Annotated in this window: 21 protein-coding genes and 1 tRNA gene; 13 read left to right on the top strand and 9 right to left on the bottom strand. The window is 68.7% G+C overall.

The window, feature by feature from the left end:
- Positions 1 to 9: 9 nt before the first annotated feature.
- The 4 genes from KF892_22360 to KF892_22345 form a co-directional block, all read right to left on the bottom strand.
- Positions 10 to 1,416, bottom strand: a complete 1,407-nt coding sequence (locus tag KF892_22360) for an FAD-binding oxidoreductase (GenBank protein MBX3627768.1) — start codon at positions 1,414 to 1,416, stop codon at positions 10 to 12.
- 11 nt (positions 1,417 to 1,427) lie between these two features.
- A complete protein-coding gene (locus KF892_22355; protein ID MBX3627767.1) occupies positions 1,428 to 2,993 on the bottom strand; it encodes an ABC transporter substrate-binding protein in 1,566 nt (521 codons plus the stop codon).
- 68 nt (positions 2,994 to 3,061) lie between these two features.
- Complete coding sequence (locus tag KF892_22350; GenBank protein ID MBX3627766.1) at positions 3,062 to 4,312, bottom strand: HD-GYP domain-containing protein; 1,251 nt, start codon at positions 4,310 to 4,312, stop codon at positions 3,062 to 3,064.
- Between the two features lie 132 nt (positions 4,313 to 4,444).
- Positions 4,445 to 5,107, bottom strand: a complete 663-nt coding sequence (locus KF892_22345; protein ID MBX3627765.1) for a cytochrome c4 — start codon at positions 5,105 to 5,107, stop codon at positions 4,445 to 4,447.
- Between the two features lie 165 nt (positions 5,108 to 5,272).
- On the opposite strand from KF892_22345, the gene KF892_22340 reads away from it, so the two are divergent.
- Entirely contained in the window at positions 5,273 to 6,115 is an 843-nt protein-coding gene (locus tag KF892_22340) for a MoxR family ATPase (protein ID MBX3627764.1), read from the top strand.
- On the top strand, positions 6,115 to 6,705 hold the full coding sequence (locus KF892_22335) for a GNAT family N-acetyltransferase (protein MBX3627763.1): 591 nt from the start codon (positions 6,115 to 6,117) through the stop codon (positions 6,703 to 6,705). Before KF892_22340 ends, KF892_22335 begins: the two co-directional genes overlap by 1 nt.
- Before the next feature lie 3 nt (positions 6,706 to 6,708).
- Here the strand turns inward: KF892_22335 and KF892_22330 are convergent, their stop codons facing one another.
- Positions 6,709 to 7,347 carry a hypothetical protein gene (locus KF892_22330; protein MBX3627762.1) on the bottom strand — a complete coding sequence of 213 codons (639 nt, stop codon included), beginning with the start codon at positions 7,345 to 7,347 and terminating at the stop codon, positions 6,709 to 6,711.
- A gap of 85 nt (positions 7,348 to 7,432) precedes the next feature.
- Positions 7,433 to 8,602: a diguanylate cyclase gene (locus tag KF892_22325; protein MBX3627761.1), complete on the bottom strand. Its 1,170-nt coding sequence runs from the start codon at positions 8,600 to 8,602 to the stop codon at positions 7,433 to 7,435.
- 108 nt (positions 8,603 to 8,710) lie between these two features.
- Between KF892_22325 and KF892_22320 the strand changes: the two genes are divergently transcribed.
- The 6 genes from KF892_22320 to KF892_22295 all read left to right on the top strand — a co-directional run bounded on the left by KF892_22320 (position 8,711) and on the right by KF892_22295 (position 17,288).
- Positions 8,711 to 9,895 carry a VWA domain-containing protein gene (locus KF892_22320; protein MBX3627760.1) on the top strand — a complete coding sequence of 395 codons (1,185 nt, stop codon included), beginning with the start codon at positions 8,711 to 8,713 and terminating at the stop codon, positions 9,893 to 9,895.
- Between the two features lie 25 nt (positions 9,896 to 9,920).
- A complete protein-coding gene (locus tag KF892_22315) occupies positions 9,921 to 11,807 on the top strand; it encodes a BamA/TamA family outer membrane protein (protein ID MBX3627759.1) in 1,887 nt (628 codons plus the stop codon).
- A 10-nt stretch (positions 11,808 to 11,817) separates the two neighbouring features.
- Positions 11,818 to 16,062: a translocation/assembly module TamB domain-containing protein gene (locus tag KF892_22310; protein MBX3627758.1), complete on the top strand. Its 4,245-nt coding sequence runs from the start codon at positions 11,818 to 11,820 to the stop codon at positions 16,060 to 16,062.
- A 238-nt stretch (positions 16,063 to 16,300) separates the two neighbouring features.
- Positions 16,301 to 16,375: transfer RNA gene (locus KF892_22305), tRNA-Arg, on the top strand.
- 75 nt (positions 16,376 to 16,450) lie between these two features.
- Positions 16,451 to 16,864, top strand: a complete 414-nt coding sequence (locus KF892_22300; GenBank protein ID MBX3627757.1) for a hypothetical protein — start codon at positions 16,451 to 16,453, stop codon at positions 16,862 to 16,864.
- A gap of 148 nt (positions 16,865 to 17,012) precedes the next feature.
- The gene (locus tag KF892_22295) at positions 17,013 to 17,288 is read left to right on the top strand and encodes a hypothetical protein (protein ID MBX3627756.1); all 276 of its coding nucleotides are present in this window, start codon (positions 17,013 to 17,015) and stop codon (positions 17,286 to 17,288) included.
- Between the two features lie 12 nt (positions 17,289 to 17,300).
- Here KF892_22295 and KF892_22290 read toward each other — a convergent pair whose 3' ends face one another.
- On the bottom strand, positions 17,301 to 18,566 hold the full coding sequence (locus KF892_22290; GenBank protein MBX3627755.1) for a M20/M25/M40 family metallo-hydrolase: 1,266 nt from the start codon (positions 18,564 to 18,566) through the stop codon (positions 17,301 to 17,303).
- Between the two features lie 93 nt (positions 18,567 to 18,659).
- On the opposite strand from KF892_22290, the gene KF892_22285 reads away from it, so the two are divergent.
- Complete coding sequence (locus KF892_22285) at positions 18,660 to 19,838, top strand: helix-turn-helix domain-containing protein (protein MBX3627754.1); 1,179 nt, start codon at positions 18,660 to 18,662, stop codon at positions 19,836 to 19,838.
- Here the strand turns inward: KF892_22285 and KF892_22280 are convergent.
- A complete protein-coding gene (locus KF892_22280) occupies positions 19,765 to 20,310 on the bottom strand; it encodes a carboxymuconolactone decarboxylase family protein (protein ID MBX3627753.1) in 546 nt (181 codons plus the stop codon). The two genes, KF892_22285 and KF892_22280, sit on opposite strands and share 74 nt — an antisense overlap.
- 110 nt (positions 20,311 to 20,420) lie before the next feature.
- Between KF892_22280 and KF892_22275 the strand changes: the two genes are divergently transcribed.
- The 4 genes from KF892_22275 (at position 20,421) to KF892_22260 (ending at position 22,477) form a co-directional block, all read left to right on the top strand.
- Positions 20,421 to 21,284, top strand: a complete 864-nt coding sequence (locus KF892_22275) for an AraC family transcriptional regulator (protein MBX3627752.1) — start codon at positions 20,421 to 20,423, stop codon at positions 21,282 to 21,284.
- Between the two features lie 54 nt (positions 21,285 to 21,338).
- Positions 21,339 to 21,641 carry an antibiotic biosynthesis monooxygenase gene (locus KF892_22270; protein MBX3627751.1) on the top strand — a complete coding sequence of 101 codons (303 nt, stop codon included), beginning with the start codon at positions 21,339 to 21,341 and terminating at the stop codon, positions 21,639 to 21,641.
- A gap of 87 nt (positions 21,642 to 21,728) precedes the next feature.
- Entirely contained in the window at positions 21,729 to 21,941 is a 213-nt protein-coding gene (locus tag KF892_22265; protein ID MBX3627750.1) for a DUF2892 domain-containing protein, read from the top strand.
- Positions 21,941 to 22,477, top strand: a complete 537-nt coding sequence (locus KF892_22260; protein MBX3627749.1) for an RNA polymerase sigma factor — start codon at positions 21,941 to 21,943, stop codon at positions 22,475 to 22,477. The genes KF892_22265 and KF892_22260 overlap by 1 nt, the downstream gene beginning before the upstream one ends.
- Here KF892_22260 and KF892_22255 read toward each other — a convergent pair.
- Positions 22,461 to 24,533 carry a TonB-dependent receptor gene (locus tag KF892_22255; GenBank protein ID MBX3627748.1) on the bottom strand — a complete coding sequence of 691 codons (2,073 nt, stop codon included), beginning with the start codon at positions 24,531 to 24,533 and terminating at the stop codon, positions 22,461 to 22,463. The genes KF892_22260 and KF892_22255 overlap by 17 nt on opposite strands.
- Between the last annotated feature and the right edge of the window lie 20 nt (positions 24,534 to 24,553).

Below are 24,553 nucleotides of genomic sequence, written 5' to 3'. Positions count from 1 at the left end.
GGGGTGAGGCTAGAGATAGCGGGCCCACATCGCATTGCTGAGCTTGCCGGCCGGGTCGACACGGCGCTTGAGCGCACGCAGTTGCGCCGCCTCGGGGTAGGCGCGGTCGAACTGCGCCTGGCTCGCATGCAGCTGGTAGGGCAGGTAGTAGCGGCCATCGTGGGCGAGCGCGAGGTCGATCAGCTCGCGCGTCCAGCGGCCCACGGCCTCTTGCGCGGTGGCATGGGTGCGCTGCTTGTAATAGAGCACGAAGGAGAACACCTCTTCGCGCGCCCAGGGCAGCAGCGAGAGCGCATCGGCGGGCGAGTGGCGCACCGAGATGTTGAGCGCCATCACGTCGTGCCGTTGCAGCACCTGCGCCATGCTGCGCGCGAAGGCCACGAAGTGGCGGGGCGGGACGAAGTACTCCTGCAGCACGTAGGTCGAGAGGCTGCGCGTGCGCGGCTCGAGTTCGGCCACGTCGAGGCTGGCCTCGTGGTTGCGCCACTTCACCGCGGGGCTCGCCGTCAACAGCGGGTGCAGGATGGATTGGCGCACCTTGGCGCCGCCGGGCAGCTCGGTCAGCGCCCACACGACGTTCTGCTCCAGCGCGTAACGCTGGCCGCGGGGCACGAGGCGCGCGGCTTCGGTGAGCGGCTCGTCGGTCTCGCGCCAGGTCACGGCCACCGGCAGGTCGAAGTGGGGCGGCATCAGGTCGGCGTTGTGCATCACGCTGGTCGCGTCACCCGCGACCGCGTGTTGAAAGAACTCGGGGTAGGCCTCGAGCGGCACCTTCTGCACCACGCGCTTGATGCGCCCGTTGGGCACGAGATCGAGTTCGACTTCGGTGATCGCCCCCACCACCCCATAGCCGCCGATCGCCGCACGGAAGAGTTCAGCGTGCTGCTCCCGGGTGGCCTCGACGAGGCTGCCGTCGGCCAACACCAGCTGCAAGGCCCGCACCGAGTGGCCGACACCGCCGTGGCCCACGTAGCGGCCGTGTGCGTTCACCGACACCGCCCCACCCACCGTGAAGTTGGCGTAGCTCTGCATGGTCTTCACCGCAAGGCCCAGCGGGTCGATCAGGTCCTGCAGGTCACGCCAGCGCATGCCGGCCTGCACACGCGCCCGTCGTTTGTCGGGATCGAGCCAGACGAGTTGGTTCATCTGGCGCAGGTCGAGGTGCAGGCCGCCGGCGATCGCGACCTGGCCGCCCATGCTGTAGCGCCCGCCGCCGATCGACACCTGGCCGGGCCAGGCTCGCAGCAGGCCCGAGATCTCAGCCGCGCTGCGCGGCACTTCGATGCGCGCCACCTTCACCGTGTAGAGCCCGGTGACGTTGGGCACCAGCAGCTCGCGGGGCGCTTCGGCCCGGCCGGGCCGCGCGGTGAGCACACCGGCGCTCGCCAGCGCCTGGCAGAGCCGGCGCCGGGTCAGCGCAGGCGAGGTCACTTCACCGTGATCCAGCGCCACTCCAGCCAGTTGTCGGGGCGGTGCACCGCCTCTACGTTGGCACGCGCCGCCCACGGGATCACCTGGCGGTGCAGCGGGATGTTGAGCACGAGTTCGTTGTGGCGGGCGAGTGCGGCCTTCACCAGCTGCTCGCGCTTCTTCGGGTCGGCTTCCTTGCTGGAGGCGGCGGCCAGCTCTTCGAGCTTCGCGTCTTTGGCGTTGCCGAAGTTCCAGGCGCCCACACCGCCTTCGCCCCGGGCGCGCAGCACGGGCGTGAAGGTGGTCTCGGCGTCGGTGATGGCGCCGCCCCAGCCCAGCATGTACATCGAGGTGTCGAGCTTCTGGATCTTGGGGAAGTAGGTGACGCGCGGCATCGCGTTGACGCGCACCTTCACACCGAGCCGCGCCCACATCGAGGCGAGCGTCTGGCAGATCTCTTCGTCGTTGATGTAGCGGTTGTTGGGGCAGTCGAGCGTGACCTCGAAGCCTTGCGGGTAGCCGGCGTCGGCCATCAGCTTCTTCGCGCCGTCCAGGTCGTAGGGCAGGCGCTTCTCGAGCGCCGGGTCGTTGTAGGTGCCGAGCGGCGAGGGGGTGATGGCGCCGGTGGGCACCGACTGACCCCGCATCAGCTTGGTCTTGATGGTCTCGATGTCGATGGCCTGGTAAAGCGCCTTGCGCACACGCACGTCCTTGAACGGGTTCTTGCCCTTCACGCTGCTGTAGAGCAGCTCGTCGCGGTGCTGGTCCATGCCGATGAAGACGATGCGGTTCTCGGGGCCGTCGACCACCTTCACGCCGGCCGTGTTGCGCAGGCGCGGCAGGTCTTGCGGCGCGGGGTCGAGCACGAAGTCGATCTCACCCGAGATGAGTGCGGCCACACGCGTGGCATCGCTCTTGATCGGGGTGTAGACCACCTCCTGCACGTTGCCGTCGAACTTGCCCCACCAGTTGGGGTTGCGCTTGTAGACGGTCTTCACGTCGGGCTGGCGCGAGACGAGCATGAACGGGCCGGTGCCGTTGGTGTGGAAGGAGGCATAGCCCTCTTCCTTGTTCTTGAAGTCGATCGGCTTGGTGGCCTTGTGCTTCTCGGCCCACACCTTGCTCATGATGGGCAGGAGGCTGATGTGCTGCAGGAAGATCGGGTTCACCGTCGCCAGGTTGAACTCGACGGTGAGGTTGTCGATCTTCTTCGGCACGCCCACCGCGTTGGCATAGGCGCTGATGTCGGAGCTGGCCTCGCGCCCGCGCAGCACCGAGAACACCACGTCGTCGGCGGTGAAGGGCGTGCCGTCGTGGAACTTGACGTTGGGCCGCAGCTTGAAGCGCCACTGCAGCGGGCTCACCTGCGTCCACTCGGTGGCGAGCACCGGCTCGAGCGCCATTTTCTTGTCGCGGTTGACCAGCATCTCGTAGACCTGGCCGTTCATCGCGTTGGTGAGCAGCTCGTTCTGCGAATACGGGTCCATGGTCTGCGCATCACCTTGTGATGCCCAGCGCAGGGTCTGCGCCGATGTGGCGGTGGCGGCCACCAGCAAGCAAAGCGTCAACAGGCTGCGTTTCATTCGCGCTCCCACGTGCAAGAGGAAGCGGCGAGTTTAGGAGGCTTTGGCGGCGCGACGCCGGCGAAGGGTCAGGCCGTCACGCCGTGTCGCTTGAGGCTTTCGGGGCCGGCCCAGAGCTCGTCGAGGTGGGTGAATTTCCACTGCGCATTCGACTCGCGCGCCGCGATGCGGTCGCTGCAGGCGCTGCTCGAGAGGTCGAGCAGCTCGGGCGGAATGTGCAGCTGCGAGCGTGTCGAGAAGAAGACCTTCACCTTGGGCGACACGAGCGATTCGGGGTTCTGCTCGCACACCACCGCCAGCCGCCCGGACTGCATGCGCACCAGCGAGCCCACCGGGTAGATGCCCAGGCTGCGCACGAAGGCCTGGAACACGGTGTCGTCGAAATGCCCGCCGCGCCATTCGGCCATCTTGCGGATGGACTCGGCCGGGTCCCAGCCGTTCTTGTAGGGGCGGTTGGAGGTGATGGCGTCATACACGTCGCACACCGCGCCCATCTTGGCGAGCAGCGAGATCTGCTCGCCGCGCAGGCCGTGCGGGTAGCCGCTGCCGTCGATCTTCTCGTGGTGGTGCAGGCAGACGTCGAGCGCCCCTTCGGTGGCGGTGCCGCCTTCGCGCAGCATCTCGTAGCCGCGCAGAGGGTGGGCCTTCATGATCTTGAATTCGTCGTCGGTGAGCTTGCCGGGCTTGTTGAGCACGTCGGTGGGCATCACCGCCTTGCCCATGTCGTGCAGCAGGCCGGCGAGGCCCGCATCGCGCGTGGCCCCGTCGTCCATGCCGAGCTGGCGAGCCAGCGACACCATCAGCGCGCACACCGCCACCGAGTGCATGTACGAGTAGTCGTCGTGTGTCTTGAGGCGCGCGAGGCTGATCATCGCGCTCGGGTTGCGGTAGACGGAACTGGCGATCTCGTCGACCAGCGGCAGGCAGCGCTCGGCGTCGACGGCATTGCCGAGCCGGGCGTCGTTGAAGAGCGCCGTCACCGCCTGCTTGGATTTCGCGACCAGCACGGCCGCCCGCTTGACCTCGTGCGACAGGCTGGTGGCCTGGGTGAGCACGGCCGGGGCGGCCGGCTTGGCCGCTGGGGCTTGCGCGGCCGGGGCGGGCGCGGGCGCCGCCCGGGCCACCTCGGGCTCGACGTCGCGCCCTTTGCTGCTGTCGATCCAGCACGCCTGCACGCCCGAGGCGACGAGCTTGTCGAGATCGCCCTGCTCCCGCAGCACGAACTTCGTCTTCCAGAAGGGATGGTCCAGCCACGAGCCTTCCAGCGCGTGGAGGTGCATGCCAAGGCGGAGCTGTTCGATTGGAATTTTCTTCAGCATGGGGCAGCGAGCGAGCCGGCTGTCCGTTGCTATCGGCGGCGCCCGCCAAAACTTGACCGCCGTTGCGACACACACCCCGGAAAAGAAAAACGCCGCTGTTCCCAGCGGCGTTTTCTGTGACGGAAGTCCGCTTCAGCGGAAGCGCGACTGCGGCACCGTGTGCAGGTCGGTCGGCAGCGTGGACAGGTACTGCGCGATCTGCTTCAGCTGCGCCGGGGTGAAGGGCGCGGCCATGCCGGCCATGATGGCGTTGCCACGGCCCACGTTCGGGTTGTTGGCGGTCTTGTAGGCCTTCAGGGCCACGAAGAGGTAGTCGGCATGCTGGCCGGCGATCTTGGGGTACGTGCCGTCGATCGGGGTGCTGTAGTTGGCGCCGTGGCAGCTGTTGCAGTTGCCTTGGGTCAGCAGCTTGGCCACTTCGGGGCTGGGCTGCGGCAGGGCCTTGGTGTCGGCTGCCGCCGGGGCGGTCTTGCCTTGCTGTTCGTAGAAGGCCGACAGGTCGGCGATGTCCTGGTCGGTCAGGCTGCCGGCGATGGAGCGCATGGTCGGGTGCTTGCGCTCGCCCTTCTTGTAGGCATTCAGCGCGGAAGCGATGTACTTGGCACCCTGGCCCGAGATCATCGGCACCTTGTGGATCTCCGGGAAGCTGGCCTGGTAACCCGGGATGTTGTGGCAGCCGATGCACATGGCGGCCTTCTTCTGGCCCGCTTCGGGGCTGGCCTTGACGTCTTGCGCCTGGGCGCCAGCGGCGGTGAAAGCGGCCAGGGCAACGATCGAGGAAAGCAGTTTCTTCATGGTTCGGCGTGGCTGAGGGTCTTCAAGGTGACCGCGGATTATAGGGAGGCGCCACGGTGCTTCTGCCTCAGCGCAAGCGGCCGGCGGGTGTCATGTGGTAGACAGCGGCACGCCAAAGGCGGCTTATATACTGGTCCGTCACCCCTTTTTTACCGGCTGCGCCCCATGAAATTCCAAGGTTCCGAGAACTACGTCGCCACCGACGACCTGATGCTGGCCGTCAACGCAGCGGCCACCCTCAAGCGGCCTTTGCTCATCAAGGGCGAGCCCGGCACCGGCAAGACGATGCTGGCCGAAGAGGTGGCGCAGTCGCTCAACATGCCGTTGCTGCAGTGGCACATCAAGAGCACCACCAAGGCGCAGCAGGGCCTGTACGAGTACGACGCAGTGAGCCGCCTGCGCGACTCGCAGCTGGGTGACGAGAAGGTCAAGGACATCCAGAACTACATCGTCAAGGGCGTGCTCTGGCAGGCCTTCACCGCCGACCAGCCGGTCGTGCTGCTGATCGACGAGATCGACAAGGCCGACATCGAATTCCCGAACGACCTGCTGCGCGAGATCGACCGCATGGAGTTCTACGTCTACGAGACGCGCGAACTCATCAAGGCCAAGCACCGCCCGCTGGTGTTCATCACCTCCAACAACGAGAAGGAGCTGCCCGACGCCTTCCTGCGCCGCTGCTTCTTCCACTACATCAAGTTTCCCGACGCGGCCACGATGGGCAAGATCGTCGACGTGCACTTCCCCAAGCTGCGCAAGGAGCTGCTGGCCGCGGCCCTCAAGAACTTCTACGACGTGCGCAACCTGCCCGGCCTGAAGAAGAAACCGTCGACTTCCGAGTTGCTGGATTGGCTGAAGCTGCTGGTGGCCGAAGACATCCCGCTCGAAGTGCTGCAGAGCAAGGACGAAAAGGTCTCGGTGCCGCCGCTGGTGGGCGCGCTCTTGAAGAACGAGCAGGACGTGTCGCTCTTCGAGAAGCTCGTCTTCATGCAGCGACACAACCGCTGATGACATTTGCCACCCCGGTCACGCTGAAAGGCCAGCACGCCACGCTGGAGCCGCTGTCGCTGGCCCACGAGGCCGAGGCGATCGAGGCCGTGAAAGATGGTGAACTCTGGCAGCTCTGGTACACGAACATCCCGGAGCCGGGCCGCATGCGTGCCGAGATCGAGCGCCGTATCGGCCTGCAGGAAAAAGGCTCGATGCTGCCCTTCGCCGTCCGCGATGCCTCGGGGCGCCTGGTCGGCATGACCACCTACATGAACATCGACGCGGTGCACCAGCGCGTCGAGATCGGCTCCACCTGGACGGCCAAGAGCGCCCAGCGCGGCCCGCTCAACACCGAGTGCAAGCTGATGCTGCTCACGCATGCCTTCGAGCAGCTCGATTGCATCGCGGTCGAGTTCCGCACGCACTTCTTCAACCAGCAAAGCCGCCGCGCGATCGAGCGCCTGGGCGCCAAGCTCGACGGCATCCTGCGCAGCCACCAGCGCACGCCCAATGGCGCGCTGCGCGACACCTGCGTCTACAGCATCGTCGCCAGCGAATGGCCAGCGGTGAAAGCGCACCTGCGCTTCCAACTCGACAAGCCACGCTGAACGCTACAACGGCAGGCTGAGCGAGAGCCCCACCCGCGGGTCGACCCAGCCCGGCACGTCGGGCAGGCGGCGTGCGCCAAGGTCGATCGACAAGCGACGCGGCACGATCCACCAGCGGCCACCGACCCGGTGCGCTTCGGTGCCCAGTTCTGACCCCGCCCACTCGGCGAAGAGCACGCCCAGCTTGCTCGGCTGCCACACGCTGCTGATGGTGGCGCGGCTGCGCTGCACGCCGGTGTTCTCGAGGCCCACGCTCGTCTGCACGGCAAGCTGCTCGTGCAGGCGCAGCAGCCCGCCCACCGCGAAGGCCGCCCGCTCGGCCTTGGGGTTGCCCGCCGCTTCGCTGCCGCGCAGGCCCGACCAATCCAGGCGGAACGCCGCCAACAAGGAAGAGACACGCACGCCGGTCAGCGAGGTGAACTCGGCTTTCATCACGCTCGGGCCGACGTCGGACGGCTTGGCCCGGGGCGCTTCGACCTTCCAGCGCGTGCTTTCGGCCTGGCAGCGGCCGGACAGGCCGGCTTCGAACTGCACCGGCGAGGCCTCGCCGAAGGGGGTGACGGGACAGTCCGGCGCAGCCCACGCCGACCCGCAGGCGGTGAGCGCCAGCATCGTGAGGAGTCGGGAGCACAGCACGACCATGATGGTGGGGATGATGCGAAATCACCCCGGCGCTGTCATGCGCACCTGGTCGGAACTCCGTGATTGATTTCGCGAAAGCCCCGCCTCAGGTGCCGAGTTCGAAGCGGTCGCGGCCCAGCGCCTTGGCGCGGTAGAGCGCCGCATCGGCCCGTTTGAGCAGCGCAGTCACCTCGTCCTGCGGCCCGCGCCAGGCCGCCACGCCGATGCTCACCGTGAGGCTCATGCTCTCGCCCTGCCAGGCCCAGGGGCGGCGCAGCAGCGCGTCGCGCAGCCGCTCCGCGGCGTTGAGCGCCTCGGTCGAGGCGGTGCCGGGCAGCAGCACCACGAACTCCTCCCCGCCGAAGCGGCCGATGCGGTCCACGTCGCGCATCTGCGCCTTCATGATCCGGGCCAGGTGCCGCAGGGCGTCGTCTCCAGCGGCGTGGCCGAAGCGGTCGTTGATGTCCTTGAAGTAGTCGGCGTCGATCATGAGCACCGAAAACGGGCGCGGGCTGCGGCCCGTGCGCCGGGCCTCGTCGTGCAGCTGCTCCTCGATGGCGCGGCGGTTGAAGACTTCGGTGAGGCCGTCGAGCCGCGAGAGCCGGCGCAGCTCGGCCGTCACCCGCACGCCCACCAGCGCCACCAGGGCAAGATGGAACACCAAGGCCGTGACGAGGAAGATCACGGCCGAGCCGATGTTGAGCGAGCTGTTGCCGGCCATCTCGGCCGCCACCGTGTATGGCGACACCACGGCCCGTGCGCTGCGGTTGGCGAACACCATGGCCCCCAGCAGCAGCGGCAGCGCCAGCCAGTGGCCGAAGCTGAGCCCGAGGTCACGGCGGGCGTAGACGTAGATGTTCCAGGCGGTCAGCCCACACAGCAGGGCCACCAGGCCCGACACGGCGGCCACCCGCAGCGCCCCGTAGCGCGGCGTCAGGCCCAGCCACGACAGCGCCGCCACCCCGGCGATCAGCAAGGCGTAGATCCACCACGGTGCTGGTCGCCCGGTGAACTGGCGCACGCCGCGCTCCATGAGCAGGATGCCGGCGGCCACGCAAACGTTGGCCACCGCCCGCAGCTCTTCGCTCCGGGTCTGGCTGGCGCCGATGAAGATCACCACCGAAGCGCCCGTCAACAGGGCGTAACACGCCCACTGCAGGGCCGAGCGGCGGTCGATCGGCACCACGGCGGCGCCGATCGCCCAGCCAAGCGCCAGCACGGCCTGCTGGCACGCCACCATCAGAAAGGCGATCTCGGTAGCGGACAAGGTGGGCATGAAGCGTCGGGGACAGCCGGCGGGCGGCGATCCTTATAGCATTGGGCGTTCCAAACCGGTAAGGTGGGTTTGCGCCCGCCGTCGGCCACTTGCCCTGAGAATGCCGCCATGCTGATCGACTTCTTCTACACCCTGCGCGCCGCCAAGCTGAAGGTCACCGTGCCCGAGTACCTGACGCTGCTCGAAGCCATCAAGGCCGGTGTGATCGATGACGACACCGGGCCGACGGTCGACAAGTTCTACCACCTGTCGCGCGCCACGCTGGTGAAGGACGAAGCCCAGTACGACAAGTTCGACCGCGCCTTCGCCGCCTACTTCAAGGGCGTGGAGCTGCTGGCCGACTTCAGCCAGGACATCCCCCTCGACTGGCTGCGCAAGAAGATGGAGCTCGAGCTCAGCCCCGAAGACAAGGCCGCCATCGAGAAGATGGGGTGGGACGAACTCATGGAAACGCTCAAGAAGCGCTTCGAGGAACAGAAAGAACGCCACGAAGGCGGCAACAAGATGATCGGCACCGGCGGCACCTCGCCCTTCGGCGCCTACGGCTACAACCCGCAGGGCATCCGCATCGGGCAGGACAAGAGCCGCAACAAGAGCGCGGTGAAGGTCTGGGACCAGCGCCAGTTCAAGGACTACGACGACACGCTCGAACTCGGCACGCGCAACATCAAGGTCGCGCTGCGCCGCCTGCGCCGCTTCGCGCGCGAGGGCAACGAGCTCGAGCTCGACCTTGACGACACCATCCACAGCACCGCGGCCAATGCCGGCATGCTCGACATCAAGATGATCCCCGAGCGGCACAACAAGGTGAAGGTGCTGCTGCTGATGGACGTGGGCGGCACGATGGACGAGCACATCCACCGCGTCGAAGAGCTGTTCTCAGCCACCAAGAGCGAGTTCAAGCACCTCGAGTTCTATTACTTCCACAACTGCGTCTACGACTTCATGTGGAAGAACAACCGCCGCCGCTACAGCGAGAAGTTCTCCACCTGGGACGTGATCCGCAAGTACAACAAGGACTACAAGCTGATCTTCGTGGGCGACGCGACCATGAGCCCCTACGAGATCCTGCAGCCCGGCGGCAGCGTCGAATACAACAACGAGGAGCCGGGTGCCGAATGGCTGCAGCGGCTCACCAACGCCTTTCCCAAGTTCGCCTGGATCAACCCCGAGCCGCAAGGCGTGTGGAGCTACCGCCAGAGCATCTCGGTGATCCAGCAGCTGATGAACAACCGCATGTTCCCGCTGACCCTGCAGGGGCTCGAAGGGGCGATGCGTCTCTTGAGCAAGTGACCCCGGGCCCGTCGACGCAGCGCACATGACCCTTCGTTCGCTGGCCCGCCTGGGCCTGGGCTTGCTGATGGCGGCAGGCCTCTGGGGCTGCGCGAACCTGGCCCAGGACGGCCCCACGCCGCCCCCCGAAAACACCCCGCAAGCGCAAGCTGCCGAGCCGGCGGCGCCGGCCGCCAGCGCCGCCTCGGCCCCGGCCACCGTGGCCTACCGCGTCGAGGTGCAGGCCCCGCCCAACCTGCGCCAGCTGCTGCTGACCTACCTCGACCTCGCACGCTTCCAGAATGCGCCGCAGGCCGAAGGCATCACCAACGCCGAACTCGTGCGCCTGACCGCGGCTTCGCCCTCGCAGGCGCGCAGCCTGCTCGAGACCGAGGGCTACTTCAACGCGACCATCGCCGTCACGCGCGTCGACCCGCCGGATGAGACGCCGCTCATCACCCTCAACGTCGGCCCCGGCCCGCGCACGGTCATTGGCGCCTGGGAGCTGACCGTGACGGGAGAGTTGAAGGCCCGCATCGACGCCGGCGACAAGGACGCTCTCGAATTGATCGAGCGCCTGCGCAAGCGTTGGCCGCTCGACGAAGGCAAACCCTTCAGCCAGTCGGCCTGGAACAGCGCCAAGAACGGCACCCTGGCGCAATTGCGCGCCGAGGGCTACGCCGCCGCCAAGGCGGGCGAGACCACCGCCCACATCGACGCCAAGGCCAACGAAGCCACGCTCGCCGTCGAGCTGCAGAGCGGCCCGCTCTTCATCCTGGGCGATCTGCACATCGAAGGCCTCAAGCGCTACAACGAAGAAGGCATCCGCCACGTGGCCGACTTCGGCCCCGGCACGCCCTACAGCGAAAAGCGCCTGTACGACTACCAGGAGCGGCTGCTCAAGCTCAACCTCTTCAACAGCGTGGCGGTGAGCATCGAGCCCGACGAAGCGCACGCCAAGGCCGTGCCAGTGATGGTGCGCGTGACCGAACAATCGCTGCAGCAGGCCGTGGCCGGCATCGGCTTTTCCGACAACACCCGCGAGCGCCTGACGCTCGAACATCGCCACCTGCGGCCCTTCGGCTTCCAGGTGCAGATGCGCAACAAGTTCGAACTCGGCCGCACCCAGCGCACCTGGGAAGGCGAGCTGCTCAGCGACCCCGGCGACGCGCAGTACCGCAAGCTGCTGGCCGGTGGCGTGAGCCGCCTCGACACCGACAACGACACCACCTTCTCCTGGAAGACACGCGTGGGCCGCACGCTCTACACCGAGCGCATCGAGCGGCTCATCTTCGCGGAGCTGCTCAACGCGACCGTGACCAACGGCCTCGGCGAATTCACGAGCCGCGCGCTGTCCGGCAACTACCACTGGACCTGGCGCGACGTCGACGACATCATCCTGCCGACCCGCGGCCTCACCACCGTGATCCAGGGCGGTGCTGGGTATGCGTTGTCCGAGAGCCAGCAGGACGGCCCCTTCGCCCGCATCTACACCCGCAACACGCTTTACTGGCCACTGCCGTGGTCGTGGTACACGCAGACCCGCCTCGAAGTGGCCGAGGTGTTCGCGAAAGCGGCCGTAGGCATCCCCGACACCCTGCTCTTCCGCGCCGGTGGCGACGAGTCGGTGCGCGGCTACGGCTACCGCGACCTCGGCCCGGTGGTCAACGGTGTGCTCACGAGCGGCCGCCAACTGCTCACCGCCAGCTTCGAGATCGCACGCCCCTTCTCGGTGAATCGGCCGGCGCTGTGGTGGGCGGTCTTCATCGACGCCGGCAATGCGGTGAACCAGTGGTCCGACTACGAGCCCGCCCTCGGCTACGGCCTGGGCGTGCGCTGGCGCAGCCCCGTGGGCCCCTTGCGCATCGACTGGGCCTACGGTGAAGAAGTGCGCAAGGGTCGCTTGCATTTCAGCGTGGGCATTGCGTTCTGATGGTGGTCTGATGGACACGAACGAAACCCCCACCGCACCGCCACCGCGCGCGGCCAAACCGCGCAGCTGGCGCCGCCTGTGGTGGAGCCTCGCCATCGTGTTCGCCCTGTGCGCGCTGCTCGCAGGCCTCGTGTCGAGCCTCTACTGGGCCACCGGCACGACCGGCGGCAGCCAGTGGCTGCTGGCGCGGCTGGCGCTCGTCGGCGTGCAGGTGCAGGTGACGGAACCCGAAGGCAGCCTGCGCGGCGACTTCAAGGCGCAGCAGGTCGTCGTCACCGTGGGCCACACGCGTGTCGTCGTCGACCGGCCGGCGTGGCGCACGCTGCGCCTCGACTACCCCTACGCGCAAGGCGTGTGGGCCCGCATCCACGTGGCCTCGCTCGTGGCCGAGCGGGTGATCGTCACGGTGGAGTCGAGCGGCGAGAGCACGCCCTTCACGCTGCCGCGCAACCTGCACCTGCCGGTCGAGCTGCAGATCGACGACGTGCAGGCCGGCGAGCTGCAGGTGCCAGGCCTCGGCAGCGGCCACCCGTTGCGCGACGTGCGCGGCAGCGTGCATTTGGGCCACGACCGGGGCCGCGCCCACCGCTTCGAGAAGCTGAGTGCCCGCCTCGACCCGCTGCACCTCACCGGCCACGCGCGCATCGACACGCTGGGCCCGATGGCGATGGACGTCGCCCTCCAAGCCACCCAGAGCGCACAAGGCCAGGCCGCGCTGCCTGCCTGGGCCAAGGCCCTGCGCACCGACTGGCAGGCCGAAGCGCAGTCGACCGGGCCACTCGCGAAGTTCGAGCTGCGTGCGAAGCTGCGCGCACAAGGCCAGTCGCTCGATGCGAGTGCACAGGTGGAGCCCGAAGCCCGCTGGGCACTCACGCGGCTCGACGCCCAGACCCAGGGCCTCGACCTCTCGGCGCTGCTGCCGCAAGCGCCGCTCACCGCGCTCAACGGCACGCTGCGCATCACGCCCGAAAGCGGCGGTCCAGCCAACACGCTCGCGCTCGCGGCCAACCTGGAAAACACCCAACCCGGCCGCTGGGACCGGCAACAGCTGCCCGTGCGCAGCCTCGTGGCCGACGCCCGCTGGCGCAGCGACCAGGCCGATGAGCTGAGCCTGCAGCGCTTCGAGGCCAAGCTCTTCGACGAGCAGCGCGCCGCCGGCACGCTGCAGGGCACCGCGAGCTGGAAGGGGCGCGACTTCGCCGTCGACGCCACGCTCACGAAAGTGCAGCCAAGCGCGCTCGACAACCGCCTGATGGCGATGACCCTGAGCGGCCCCGTCAAGCTGTCGGGCACCCTCGCCCCGCGCACGCCCACCGGCGCGCCCGCCCCGCCGCGCTTCACCGCGCTGGCCGACCTCAGCGGCCAACTCGTCGACCCACCACGCCCGGTGCAGCTCAAGCTCGACGCCACCGGCTCCGAAGAGCGCATCGAGCTGCGCGAGCTGCGGGCCCGCGCCGACGGCGCCAGCGCCGAACTCAAGGGCACCGCCGAGCGCAGCGGTGACGCGTGGCAGCTCCAGGCCCGCGCCGCGCTCGTCGACTTCGACCCCAAGCCCTGGTTCCCCGCCGGCCCGCGCGGCGGCTGGCGCGCCGGCACGCACCGCTTCAACCTGCAAGGCGACACCCAGCTCACCATCGCCGACAGCGTGCGCACGAGCAGCCCCGCCGACAAGCGCGTGCTGATGGAGCGCCTGGCCGGGCTGCGCGGCGAAGCGCGTGTCACGCTCGCCGACAGCAGCGTGGCCAACGTGCCGCTGGCTGGCCAGCTGCAGTGGCGCCACACCGGCCGCGACGCCATGCAGGCCCAGGGCAAGCTCGACGTTGGCGGCAACCATGTCGAAGTCGACGGCCAGCTCGCCACCGACGCCCGCGGCCAGCAAGACCGCTGGTCGCTCCAGGCCCGCGCGCCTGCCCTCGCCCGCCTCGCCCCGCTGCTGCGCGCCCTGATGCCGAGCGAGCAGGCCTCGCAGGTGGCCGACACCCTCGCCGGCTCGCTGACCGCCGACGCGCAGGTGCGTGGCCGCTGGCCCGACCTCAGCACCCAGGGCCAGGCCGCGCTCGAGGGCGTGAAAGCTGGCGCCTGGACGGTGGGCCAGGGCCAGGCCCGCTGGCAGGCCAGCAGCGACCTCGACGCCCCGCTCGACGTGCAGGTCGACATCGGCCAGGCCGCTTGGTCCGACCGCAAGATCGACGACACCCGGCTCAAGCTCAGCGGCAGCGGGCGCAACCACCAGTTCACGCTCGCCAGCCAGCTGCGCGTAGCCCCTCCGGTGTGGGCCGAGACGCTGCAAGGCGGGCGCAGCCCCGTGCCCGCCGACCAGCGTGCCCCCGTGCGCACGCTCGTCAGCGCCGCGGCACAGGGCAGCCTGGCCGGCGCCGTGTGGCACACCCGCCAGCCGGGCGACACCACGCCGCCGTGGTCGTGGAAGGGCCTGCTGCAGCGCTTCGAGCTGCGCACCACGCAGGCCGGTGCGGCGCCGCTGCTCGTCACACGCGACATCACGCTCGAGCTGCAAGGCGGCCCGCCGCTGCACGCCACCGTGGGCGCCGGCCGCGCCGACATCCTCGGCGCCGCCCTCAAGTGGAGCCGCCTCGACTGGGAAGCCGGCCGCGGCCTCGTCGGCCAGCAGCTCGACATGCAGGCCGAACTCGAGCCGCTGGCGGTGGCCCCGCTGCTCAAGCGCGTGCACCCCAACTTCGGCTGGGGCGGTGACCTGATGGTGGGCGGCCATGTCTACGTCAAGCAGACCGACCGTTTTAGCGCCGACATCGTCTTCGAGCGCATCAAGGGCGACCTCACCGTCACCGAAGAAAGCGGCACGCAGGCGCTCGGCCTGACCGACCTGCGCATCGGCCTCGACGCGAAAGACGGCGTGTGGAACCTCACCGCCGGCCTGGCGGGCGAGCAGCTCGGCGTGCTCGGCGGCGCCGTGGTCATCCGCACCTCGCCGCAAGTGGCCACGCCGCCGCCCGATGCGCCCATCCAGGGCGTGCTCGAAGCGCAGGTGGCCAACCTCGGCACCTGGGGCCCCTGGGTGCCGGCCGGCTGGCGGCTCGACGGGCGACTCAACGTCAGCGCCAGCATCGGCGGGCATCTCAACGCACCCGAATACACCGGCAAGATGATCGGCACCGGCATCGGCGTGCGCAACATGGTCGAAGGCGTCAACGTCACCGACGGCGAAGTCGACATCTCGCTCGACGGCAACACCGCCCGCATCAACAAATTCAGCGCCCGCGGCGGCAACGGCAGCGTGCGCATCGAGGGCGACGCCAGGCTCGAAGACACCTGGCGCTCGCGCCTGAAGCTCGTGGCCGACAAGTTCCAGCTGCTCGGGCGCGTCGACTTGAAGGTCGTCACGAGCGGCGAGGCCAACGTCGCCATCGACGGCGAGTCGGTGAAGGGCGACGGCCGCTTCACCGTCGACGAAGGCCTCATCGACTTCACCCGCCTGAGCTCGCCCGGCCTCGGCGACGACGTGATCGTGACCGGCCGCGCCAACGACCCGCGCGAAGCCGCACCGACCACGCCAAACGCGCCCAGCGGCAACCGCATCTCGCTCGACCTGCTCGTCAACCTTGGCGACAAGCTGCGCATGCGTGGCCTGGGCATCGACACCCGGCTGCGCGGCGAGTTGCGCGTGTCGCGCCCGGCCGGCAAGTGGGCGCTGGTCGGCCGCGTGAGCGCAGTCGACGGCACCTTCGCCAACTACGGCCAGAAGCTCGAGATCGACCGCGGCGACATCGTCTTCAACGGCGCCCCAAGCGACATGCGGCTCGACATCGAGGCCACCCGCCCCAACCTCGACGTGCGCGTGGGCGTGCAGGTCACCGGCCCGCTGCAGAACCTGCGCGTGAAGCTCTTCTCCAACCCCGACATGACCAACAACGAGAAACTCTCGTGGCTCATGCTTGGCCGCGCGAGCGACGGCCTCGGCAAGACCGACACCGCCCTTGTGCAACGCGCCGCCTTCGCCCTGCTCGCCGGCGAAGGCGATGGCGGCCCCGGCGCCATCACCAAGGCCTTCGGCATCGACGACGTCGGCCTGCGCCAGACCGAAGGCGACAGCCGCGAGACGGTCGTGTCGGTGGGCAAGCAGTTGTCGAAGCGCGTGTACGTGGCCTACGAGCAGAACCTCGCCACCAGCGCCGGCAGCTTCCAGGTCACCTACCGCATCGCGCAGCGGTTCGTGATGCGCCTGCAATCCGGCCTCGACCGCTCCATCGACCTCATCGGCACCTGGCGCTGGGAATGACGGCCCCCCAGTCGCTTCGCTCCTGCCCCCAAGGGGCGCCACCCCAGGGGCCCGGCAAAGCCGGTTCCCCGGGGCGTGGCTCGATGGGCACTGCGCTTCGCTCGTGCAAGTGCGCGCACCCCAGCGAGCGCAGCGAAGCGTGACAGAGCCACGCCCGCGGATCCGGCTCTGCCGGTCCGCCAGGCGGCGCCCCTCGGGGGCAGGAGCGCAGCGACTGGGGGGCCATAATCCAGCCGCTCTCGCCGTAGTTCAATGGATAGAACGGCCGCCTCCTAAGCGGCAAATACAGGTTCGATTCCTGTCGGCGGGACCAACTCTGATTTCGCGCAAGGTCTGCTGCGTTCGCAGCGCCTAAGGTGGTGGCATCGACTCAGCCGAGGACCACACCATGCGCACCCTCCCACTTCTCATCGGGCTCGCCGGCCTGATCGTTTCGTCGTCTGCCGTCATGGCGCAGCCGGGGCCCGGGGCGGGCCGTCCGTGTGTCGCCGCTTCTGCCGCCAGCGGCCCGGGCGCCGCCAACTGCATGGGCCCGCGCGAAGGCATGCGCGGTGGCATGGGCCCCCGCGCGCGCTGGGGCCGCGACTTCACGCCCGGCTGGGGAATGATGTCGCGCGAAGAGCAACAGCAGCACCGCGACAAGATGCTCTCGTTCAGCGACTACGAGCAGTGCCGCGTCTACATGGAGCAGCACCACGGGCAGATGGCCGATCGGGCCAAGGAGCGTGGCCGCACGATGCCCGACAAGCCGCGGCGCGATGCCTGCGCGGGCCTGAAAGCCCCTGCGCCGAAGGCGAAGTAACAGTGTGAAAGATCACCTCGCGGCCAGACCTTCCGTGAGGCTCCGGTACTCCGGGCATTCGCTGGTGCTCGCCTCCGGCTCTCGGTAGATTCGTCCCCTTGCGCTCGCGCGCAATTCCTTTCATCCAAGCCGTACCGGAGGAATGCGAATGGCCCGCCACAAGGCCCCGACCAAGACGAAGCGCCTGGTCTGGCGAATCTCTGACCACGCGCCGTTGGGCGAGTGGGTCGACCCGAACCTGCCACCCTCACCCAAGCCCGAACACACCGACGCCCCCGACGAAGTGCCCGGGGGCTGGCGCCGCTCGACCTACGACCTGCTCGCAGGCGTGGAGATCGACGACAACCCCAACACCGTGCCCGACGATCTGTTCGACGAGCTGTTCGGCCCGAGCAAGAGCGAACCGAAAAGCCCGCGCAAGTAGAGCCGGGTTACCTCACTTCGCCACGCCCGCGCCCAGGTCCACCATCAGGCGCGAGGCGAGGTACAGGCGCGGCACGATCGAGTCGATCTCGATGTACTCGTCGCGTGCGTGATAGCCGAAGCCGGCGAGGCCCAGGCTCTCGAGCACCACGGCCTTGCCGGAGCGCGCGGCAAACGCCGCGTCCGTGCCGCCGCCCGTCATCGGGATCAGCGACAGCGGCCGGCCGTCGAGTTCGGCATAGATCTTCTGCGCATGCTGCGCCAGCGCACGGCCCCGCTCGCCTGCGTTGAACGCAGGGCGGTTCACCTGCATCTTGATGGTGGTGGTGGTGTCGGGCACGAGGCGGTTGGCATCGACCTTCTCCTGCAGCGCGGCGCGCAGCTTCTCGGCGCCATCGCTCACCTGCAGGCGCACATCGCCATGTGCGCTCGCCTTCTCGGGGATCTGGTTGCCCACCGAGCCGGCCGAGGCGAGCGTCCAGTTGAGCTGCGTGCCGGGGATGCCCTTGGCCACGTCTTTCGTCTGCACGATCTGGTGCGAGAGTTCCACCAGCGCGTTGCGGCCGGCGTCGGGCGCGGCGCCGGCATGCGATGAGCGGCCCTGCACCTCCATCGTCGCAAACGCGATGCCCGAGGTGCCCAGCAGCACCCCTTCGGTCTTGGCCACCGCCTTGGCCGCGGTCGGCTCGAACGACAGCACCGCATCGTGCTCGCTGCCAAGCGTGGCGATCAGTTCGCTCGATCCGCCCGAGCCGCCTTCTTCATCAGGATTGAAGAGCACGGTGAGCTGCGCGTAGTTCTTCCAGCCGGCATCGTTGAGCAGCTTGAGCGAATGCAGGATGACGGCGATGCCGCCCTTGTCGTCGGCGATGCCGGGGCCATAGAGCTTGTTGCCGTCGCGCTTGTAGGGCTGGGTGGCGAGCGTGTTGGGGCCGTACACCGTGTCCATGTGCGCGATCAGCAGGATGCGCTGCATGCCGGTGCCGCTGAAGCTTCCCTTCACGATGCTGCCGTGGCCCTTGGTGGCCTTGATGCGCTCGGTCTTCGCGCCGAGCGCCTTCAGGCGGCCTTCGCAGTACTCGGCGATCTTCGCAATGCCTTCCACGTTGGCCGTGCCCGACTCGATGTGCACCAGCTCGCGCAGGGTCTCGATCACCTCGGGCTCGGCCTTCTGGCTGGCGGCCAGGAGCCGGGCATCGGGTGCGGCCATGGCGGCGAACGACGCGGCAAGGCTCGCGCACAAGGAGAGAAGGCGAAGGTGTCGAAGCATGAGAGGCATGGCGTGCGCCAGGAAATGAACGTGAAAAAAGTCTAGGCGCGCGGGCGGAAAATGGGGCGAGCCGATTCCGCCATTTGAGTTGCCGATTTCGCCATGCGCCTTTCATGCGTCGCCGAAGACACCACCGCCGAGACCAGCCGGCGCACCCCGTTGCATGTGCGCCTGCTGTGGCTGCCGCAGGCACTGCCCGGCACCCTCTTCGCCGCGCTCGACGTGCTGCGCGTGGCCGCGCAGGTGGCGGCACTGCAGCGGCCCGGGTCGCCGCGCGAGCTGAGCTGGCAGATCGTCTCGGCCGGTGGCCGCGCGATGCCGTCGCCGTTTTCGCCACCCCGCGGCACGAAGCCCGAGGGTCGCCGCGTACCACGGCGCCCACCGGCGCAGAGCCTGCTGCTCATCCCGGCCCTGGCCGCCGACAACGCGCCGCATCTCGGCGAGACGGTCGCACGTGCCACCACCGCGCTGCGCCTCGTCGAGCGCCACGCGCAGGCGGGCGGCTGGGTGGCCGCCTGTGGTGGCGGCATCGTGGTGCCCGCCGAGCTGGGCCTGCTCGACGGCCACCGTGTGGCCGCGCCGTGGGTCTACCAGAGCTGGATGGGGCGCCGCTACCCACGCTGCGACTTCAGCGCCGACGACAGCATGGGCACCGCCGGGCGTGTGTTCACCTGCGTGGCCCCGGCCTCGATGACCGAGTTCATGCTGCGCGTGCTCGGCCACCTGCACGACCCCGACCTCGCCCAGGCCTCGTCGCAGGTGCTGCTGCACCAGCCGCTGCGCCAGCAGCTCACGCCCACGCTCGTGGCGAGCCAGTGGATCACCAAGACCTCCGACAGCCCTGTCTACCGCGCGATGCAATGGCTGCAGGCCAACGTCGACAAGCCCTATCGCCTGGCACCCGTGGCCGCCGCAGCCGCCGCGAGCGAGCGCACCCTGCTGCGCCACTTCCGCCAGGTGACGGGCATGACACCGCTCGACTACCTGCACCACCTGCGCATCGAGCGCGCCAAGATGCTGCTCGAGGTGACGCTGCACGGCGTGCACGGCATCGCCGAAGCCTGCGGCTACAGCGACACCGCTTCGTTCCGGCGGCTCTTCCTGCGCGAGACGGGCATGTCGCTGTCGGAGTACCGCAGCCGCTACACGCTGCGGGCGCGGCGCCCGCACTGGCGCGTGGAGCGCCAGCCCGTGCCCAGCGCCGGCGTCACGCCGCGCGGCGCAGCGGCACCGCCGGAAAGTCCACCGGCACCGCGAAGGCCACGTTCACGTAGTTCGTGAAGAGGTTGAGCGCCACGTGCGCGAGGACCTCCACGATCTCGGCATCGTTGAAGCCGGCCGCGCGCAGGGCCTGCACGTCGCCATCGCCCACCTGCCCACGCTGATCGACGAGCCGCAGCGCGAAGCGCAGCGCCGCAGCGGTGCGGGCATCGCTCGCCTCGCCCATCTGCGCCGCGGCCATCTCGCCGGCGCTCGCGCCGGCCTTGCGGCCCAGCGCCATGTGCGCGGCCAGGCAGTACTCGCAGGCGTTGCGCTCGGCCACCGCGACGGCGATCTTCTCGGTGAGCTTCGGCTCGAGCACCCCTTGGCCAAAGGCGGCGAACGAGCCCCACATGCTCTTCAGCGCGGCCGGCGAGTTCGCCACGGCCTTGAACATGTTGGGCGTGGCGCCGAAGGCACCGTGAATCTGGCTGAGCAGGGCCTTGCTGTCGGGCGAGGCGGTGTGGGCATCGAGCAGGGGAACGCGGGGCATGTTGATTCCTTTCTTCGGTTGCACTGGCAAGTTCCAGTGCAGTCAGTGTGGCGTGGCAACCTGTATCATCGGTATCGTTTTATCCACGATACATACCAATTCGTCCAGACATGAACGAGAGTGTCGATCGGCTGTCCTCCTTGCTGGAGCGTTTCCGGGTGCGCGCCCACCTGTTCCACCACGGGCCCCTGTGCGGGGTGACGCACTACGCCGCCGAGCCCGGGCGCGGCTTCCTGCACGTGATGCGCCACGGCGAGATGACTCTCACGCACCGTGCGCGCAGCGGCGCGCCCAAGAAGCTGCACGTCACCGAGCCCACGCTGCTCTTCTACCCCCGCCCGCTCGCACACGACTTCCACAATGCACCGGCCGAAGGCTGCGACTTCACCTGTGCCGCGGTCGAGTTCGAAGGCGGCGACGAGCACCCGCTCGCGCGCGCCCTGCCGCCGGTGGTGGTGCTGCCGCTGGCGCAGCTGCCCACGCTGGAGCACACCCTCACGCTGCTCTTTGCCGAGACGGAGCAGGTGCGCTGCGGGCACCGCCTGCTGGCCAACCGGCTCTTCGAGGTGCTGCTGCTGCAGCTGCTGCGCTGGCTGCTCGACCATCCCGAGGAAAGCGGCGTTCCCGCCGGGCTCTTGAACGGGCTGTCTCACCCGCAACTCGCCAAGGCGCTGGTCGCACTGCATGAAGCGCCGGGTGATGCATGGACGCTGCCACGCATGGCCGAACGTGCGGGCATGTCGCGCAGCGCTTTCGCCGCGGCCTTCAAGTCGCACGTGGGCGAAGGCCCCGCTGAATACCTCGCACAGTGGCGGCTGTCGATCGCGCAGACCCGGCTGCGCCAGGGGTCGGCGCTCAAGACCATCGCCGAAGAACTGGGCTATAGCAGTGCGTCGGCGCTGTCGCGCGTCTTCGCGCAGAAGGTCGGGCAGTCACCCCGCGACTGGCTTCGCCATGACACGCTCCTGCCATAGCGCCTTGGCGGCACCGAGAGCGGCGAAGATCGCAGCTCTACGCAGGAGCATCCCATGTACGGACTCATCGGCCAGTTCAGATCGCACCCCGGCCAGCGCGACGCGCTGGTCGCCATCCTGCTGGAGAACGTCGAAGGCATGCCCGGTTGCATCAGCTACGTGGTCGCGGTCGACCCGAAGGACGCCGAGGCGATCTGGATCACCGAAGTCTGGGCCGACGAAGCCAGCCACAAGGCCTCGCTCCAGCTGCCGTCGGTGAAAGACGCGATCTCGCGCGCGATGCCGCTGATTGCCGGTTTCGGTATGCACCAGCCCACGCTGCCCATCGGCGGCACGGGCATCGCCGCCGGGCGTTGAACTTTTTTTGCAGGCCGCCGAATCCTTTTGGCGCAAGTACCCCTCCTCACCTGCGATGCCCCCGTGTCGGGCAGCCAAGGTGACGTGATGTTCTATCGCAAGAATGTGGGATCGAAGGAAAGCATCGTGCGGGTGGTCGGCGGCGTGCTGATGGCGGCAGGTTCGCTGGCGCTCATCGGCACCACGCCGCTTGGCTGGGTGCTGGCGGCCAGCGGCGCGAGCATGGTGCTCACCGGCCTCTTCGGCTACTGCCCAGCCTGCGCGATGGTGGGTCGCAAGCCCGTGGAGCCCGGCTCGTGATGCAGCTCGACGGCGCGCTCTTCGCCGCCGCCCAGGCCGGCCACCCGGCCGCGCTGGAGCGCCTGCTGCGCGAGCTGCAGCCCGACATCCGCCGTTACGCGCGGCGCCAGTGCCACCGCAGCTCGTCGATCGAGGACGTGGTGCAGGAAGCGCTGATCGTGCTCTACCGGCGCGTGGGCTCGGTGCGCGACCCGATGGCGCTGCCCGGCTGGGTGCTGCGGGTGGTCACGCGACTGTGCATGCTGCCGGTGCTCGGCGTGCTGCGTGGCACCGAGCAGCTGGCCGAACGCGACGAAGCCGCGCACTTCGCCCGCATGCCGATCGACGAACTGCGGCTCGACCTGGTGCGTGCGCTCGAGTCGCTGCCCGCGATGTACCGCGAGATCGTGCTGTTGCGCGACATGGAGCAGCTGACCATCGGGGAAGCCGCCGAGCGCCTCGGGCTGACGCGCGAAGCGACGAAGAGCCGGCTGCACCGAGCGCGCGCACTGCTGCGCGAGTACCTGCAGCCGGAGGCGTCTAGAACCCGACTTTGAGCGTGAGCCGCACGGTGCGCGGCTCGGCCGGGTGCACGTGGCGATCGAACTGCGCGGCCTGCCCCGCCGGCTGCGACTCGTAGTAGTACTGGATGTCGTACACGTCGCGGTCGAAGAGGTTGAAGACGTCGAGCGTCAGCTCCGCGTCTTTCCAGAGCTTGCGGCTCACGCGCAGGTTGGTGGTGGCCGAGGAATACGAGCGCACGCTGTTGTCTTCGACCAGCGCGCCACTGCCGAGGTAGCGCCACTGCACACTGGCGGACCAGCCGGCGAGGTCTTTCAGGCTGACCGCCACCGAGGCCACCTTGTCGACGGCGTTGGGGATGCGGTCGCCCGCCGGGTCGTCACCCTTGAAGCGCGCGTGGCTCCAGGCGAGGTCGGCGTCGACCAGCAACCAGGGTTTCGGCGCCCAGCGGTTGTTCCACTCCACGCCGTGGCGCTTGCTCGGGCGCGCCGCCTCGGTGTTGCCGGCATCGCCCACGTAGACGAGTTCGGAATCGAAGTCGAGCTTCCACAGCGCGAGCGAACTCTGCAGGCCGGGTACCCACTCGGTGCGTGCACCGAGTTCCATGCCGCGCGAGGTGGCGAGGCCCGGTGCCGGGTCGGTGGCCGCGGTCGCGCCGCGCGCATCGTTGCTGTGGAAGCCGCGGCCCGCGTTGAAGAAGAGCTCGGTCTTGGCCCAGGGCCCGGCGACGAGCGAGAACTTCGGTGACAGATGCTGGTCGCCATCGGTGGCGGAGCCTGGCACCACCTGATTGTCGACCGTGAAGCGCACGCTGTCGGCGCGCAGGCCGACCACGCTGCGCAACCACGAGTTCAGCTCCAGGCTCGTCTGGCCGTAGACGCCGAGCAGCGTTTCGCGCACCTTGTCGTCACGCACCGCCGCGCCCAGCACGCGGGCCGACGATTCGAAGAGCCCGACACGCGCGCGGTCGTGCCGCAGTTGCACACCCACCTCGCTGCGCGCCGCAAGCGAGCCCAGCGCATGGTCGACGCTGTGGCTCGCGGCCAGGCCGTAGACGGTGCGTTTGTCCTGCTGCGAGAACTGGTCGTCGGCGCTGTCGAGTGCATAGGTGAAGTTGGAGTAGAGCGACAGCCGGTAGTCGATGGCATACGCCGAGAAGCGCGTCGCGCGGTCGTCGCCGATGTCGCGCCATTCGGTCGACAGGCTGGTGCGGCGTGTCTTGCCGCCGGTGGTCGGGTCGAGCGTGTCGAAGCGGCTGAAGGGCTGGCCGTTGTAGCCCTCGGAGATCAGGCGCTCGGGGATCTGGTCGGTGGCCGTCCAGCTCGCGTCGTAGGCCATGAGGCTGGCGCTCCAGCCCTTGTTCTTGCTGCCGCCGCCGAGCTTGAGCACGCCGTTGGCGCGCTTCAAGTCTTCGGGCACCGTCCACGGGCCGTCGTTGTGCTGCAGCTCCAAGGCGCCGAGCAGGGCGTGGTCGCCACCGAGCGTCGTCGAGCCGCCGACGAGGCCGCGCCGGTAGCCGCGCTGGCCCACGCCGAGCGAGGCAAACGGGGCGTCGAAGGTGCTGCGATAGGCGATGTCGGCAGAGCCGGCCGACGAGAAGTCGCCGCTCTTCGCGAAATACGGGCCCTTGCGGTACTCGATGCGGTCGACCAGCTCGGGGATCAGGAAGTTGAGGTCGGTGTAACCCTGGCCGTGGCCGTGCGAAGGCATGTTGACCGGGATGCCGTTGATGGACGTTGCGAAGTCAGTGCCGTGGTCGAGGTTGAAGCCGCGCAGGAAATACTGGTTGGCCTTGCCGTCGCCGGAGTGCTGCGTGACGATCACGCCGGGCACGAACTCGAGCACTTCACCGGGGCGCAGCGCGGGGCGGCTCTTCATCAGCTCGGCGCGGATCACGCCTTGCGAGGCGGCGTCCGACGTGCCCACGGCGTTGTCGTAGTGGCGGCCGGTGATCTCGACGGGCTCCAGGTGCACGGCGGCCACCTGGGCGGGTGTGTTTTTTTCCTTGGGCGTGGTGTCGGTGGACTGGGCGAACGTGGGGCCACACAGGGCCAGCACGCCCAGGGCGATGGGGTGGAAACGGGGTTTCATGACGACGATGTCCGAAGAGC

This window comes from Rhizobacter sp. (assembly GCA_019635355.1).
In the GTDB taxonomy this organism is placed as follows: Bacteria; Pseudomonadota; Gammaproteobacteria; order Burkholderiales; family Burkholderiaceae_C; genus Rhizobacter.
This window is presented reverse-complemented; position numbering and strand designations above follow the sequence as displayed.

Excerpts from the sequence above, each read along its gene's own strand:
- KF892_22355 (MBX3627767.1), bottom strand. The coding sequence starts at position 2,993 with ATGAAACGCAGCCTGTTGACGCTTTGCTTGCTGGTGGCCGCCACCGCC.
- KF892_22350 (MBX3627766.1), bottom strand. The coding sequence starts at position 4,312 with ATGCTGAAGAAAATTCCAATCGAACAGCTCCGCCTTGGCATGCACCTC.
- KF892_22345 (MBX3627765.1), bottom strand. The coding sequence starts at position 5,107 with ATGAAGAAACTGCTTTCCTCGATCGTTGCCCTGGCCGCTTTCACCGCC.
- KF892_22340 (MBX3627764.1), top strand. The coding sequence starts at position 5,273 with ATGAAATTCCAAGGTTCCGAGAACTACGTCGCCACCGACGACCTGATG.
- KF892_22335 (MBX3627763.1), top strand. The coding sequence starts at position 6,115 with ATGACATTTGCCACCCCGGTCACGCTGAAAGGCCAGCACGCCACGCTG.
- KF892_22330 (MBX3627762.1), bottom strand. The coding sequence starts at position 7,347 with ATGGTCGTGCTGTGCTCCCGACTCCTCACGATGCTGGCGCTCACCGCC.
- KF892_22325 (MBX3627761.1), bottom strand. The coding sequence starts at position 8,602 with ATGCCCACCTTGTCCGCTACCGAGATCGCCTTTCTGATGGTGGCGTGC.
- KF892_22320 (MBX3627760.1), top strand. The coding sequence starts at position 8,711 with ATGCTGATCGACTTCTTCTACACCCTGCGCGCCGCCAAGCTGAAGGTC.
- KF892_22315 (MBX3627759.1), top strand. The coding sequence starts at position 9,921 with ATGACCCTTCGTTCGCTGGCCCGCCTGGGCCTGGGCTTGCTGATGGCG.
- KF892_22310 (MBX3627758.1), top strand. The coding sequence starts at position 11,818 with ATGGACACGAACGAAACCCCCACCGCACCGCCACCGCGCGCGGCCAAA.
- KF892_22300 (MBX3627757.1), top strand. The coding sequence starts at position 16,451 with ATGCGCACCCTCCCACTTCTCATCGGGCTCGCCGGCCTGATCGTTTCG.
- KF892_22295 (MBX3627756.1), top strand. The coding sequence starts at position 17,013 with ATGGCCCGCCACAAGGCCCCGACCAAGACGAAGCGCCTGGTCTGGCGA.
- KF892_22290 (MBX3627755.1), bottom strand. The coding sequence starts at position 18,566 with ATGCCTCTCATGCTTCGACACCTTCGCCTTCTCTCCTTGTGCGCGAGC.
- KF892_22285 (MBX3627754.1), top strand. The coding sequence starts at position 18,660 with ATGCGCCTTTCATGCGTCGCCGAAGACACCACCGCCGAGACCAGCCGG.
- KF892_22280 (MBX3627753.1), bottom strand. The coding sequence starts at position 20,310 with ATGCCCCGCGTTCCCCTGCTCGATGCCCACACCGCCTCGCCCGACAGC.
- KF892_22275 (MBX3627752.1), top strand. The coding sequence starts at position 20,421 with ATGAACGAGAGTGTCGATCGGCTGTCCTCCTTGCTGGAGCGTTTCCGG.
- KF892_22270 (MBX3627751.1), top strand. The coding sequence starts at position 21,339 with ATGTACGGACTCATCGGCCAGTTCAGATCGCACCCCGGCCAGCGCGAC.
- KF892_22265 (MBX3627750.1), top strand. The coding sequence starts at position 21,729 with ATGTTCTATCGCAAGAATGTGGGATCGAAGGAAAGCATCGTGCGGGTG.
- KF892_22260 (MBX3627749.1), top strand. The coding sequence starts at position 21,941 with ATGCAGCTCGACGGCGCGCTCTTCGCCGCCGCCCAGGCCGGCCACCCG.
- KF892_22255 (MBX3627748.1), bottom strand. The coding sequence starts at position 24,533 with ATGAAACCCCGTTTCCACCCCATCGCCCTGGGCGTGCTGGCCCTGTGT.